The organism is Streptomyces carpinensis, from assembly GCF_002154505.1.
Taxonomy (GTDB): Bacteria; Actinomycetota; Actinomycetes; order Streptomycetales; family Streptomycetaceae; genus Streptomyces; species Streptomyces carpinensis.
The window spans coordinates 1-1181 of the sequence record NZ_MUBM01000745.1 but is presented as its reverse complement, the minus strand read 5'-3'; the positions used below and the strand labels follow the sequence as shown (position 1 = coordinate 1181).

Below are 1181 nucleotides of genomic sequence, written 5' to 3'. Positions count from 1 at the left end.
CCGGGTGAAGACCCGATTGCCCGAGTCCTTCCACGCCTGGACATGACAGGAACCCCTCATGACGACGGCCGCCTCCCCGCGGACCGACATGGACACCTGGGCCGAACCCATCAAGCCCGGCGAGGTCCTGATCGCGGCCGAGTCGATGGTGCAGCGCCTGGTCGCCCAGCACACCGCGACGCTGGATGCCGCCTACCGGGAACGAAGAAGAGCAAGATCGCGAAGAACGAGCAGCGACGCCTCGTCGTGGCCCGCTACGCTGCACGCCGCGCCGAACTGAAGGCGATCATCTCGTCTCCCTGGACATCCGATGACGAGCGCACCGCCGCCCAGAGGGAACTGCGCCGACAGCCCCGCGACGCCAGCGCAACCCGCCTGCGCAACCGCGACTCCGTGGACGGGCGCCCCCGCGGACACCTGCGCGCCTTCGGCCTGTCCCGCATCCGCGTACGCGAAATGGCCCACGCGGGCGAGCTCCCCGGCGTGACCAAGAGCAGTTGGTGACCGCGCCCGATCCGCCCACTCCTTAGGGCCGCACCGCAACCGCAGCGGCTCTTCCCACCACGCCGCCCGGCCCCGCACCGCCGCGCTACCTGCGGCTGTCTGCGTGCCCGCACTGGGAGGCGTCAGGTGCTCCTCCCTGTCATGTCGAGCAGAGGGGCGCGCCGATCCGGGCGTTGAGGACCGGCATGGCACTCGCAAGGGCGCCTTCAGCGTGGACAGGTCCGTGGTGCAGACACGGTGAACACAGGACCCCGGTGTTCTCGCGATGATCGGGCTGAGACCCCGACCCAGCCGTTCCCGTACCCTTCCGCAGAGCCGCCGCGCAGGCCCGGCTCCAAAGGGGGACGGACGACAACCGCGAGGGAGACGGCATGGGAGCCGCTGACCGGCAGAGCGCCGGAGAATGGAACGGGGGCGGCAACCAACCCCAACCCAGGGGTGGTCCAACGAGCGAGTACGGCCACGACTACGCGTACGGGCATCCCCCCGACTCGGCACCTCACCCCGGCTACGGACCCGGTGCCGACGCGGGCCGGATGCCCTCTCCGGCCATAGGCCACGGGCACACCCCCGCGATGGGCAACGGGCGTGCCACAGTGACTGGCACCGGGCAGGGCCACGGCCCCGGAGAGGGCGCCGACGGTCACGGACACGCGCACAGCCACAGCCATGGGCCG

2 protein-coding genes and 1 pseudogene are annotated in these 1181 nt (G+C 71.3%); all 3 read left to right on the top strand.

Translation table 11 applies throughout. The features are described 5' to 3' along the window. The first annotated feature begins 58 nt into the window (after positions 1 to 58). The gene (locus tag BZY54_RS54515) at positions 59 to 280 is read left to right on the top strand and encodes a hypothetical protein (RefSeq protein ID WP_244217729.1); all 222 of its coding nucleotides are present in this window, start codon (positions 59 to 61) and stop codon (positions 278 to 280) included. Next, positions 247 to 504, top strand: a complete 258-nt coding sequence (gene rpsN / locus BZY54_RS54510; protein ID WP_244217728.1) for a 30S ribosomal protein S14 — start codon at positions 247 to 249, stop codon at positions 502 to 504. The genes BZY54_RS54515 and rpsN overlap by 34 nt, the downstream gene beginning before the upstream one ends. Positions 505 to 875: 371 nt before the next feature. Next, positions 876 to 1181, top strand: a pseudogene (locus BZY54_RS52595) (hypothetical protein); the annotation flags it as partial.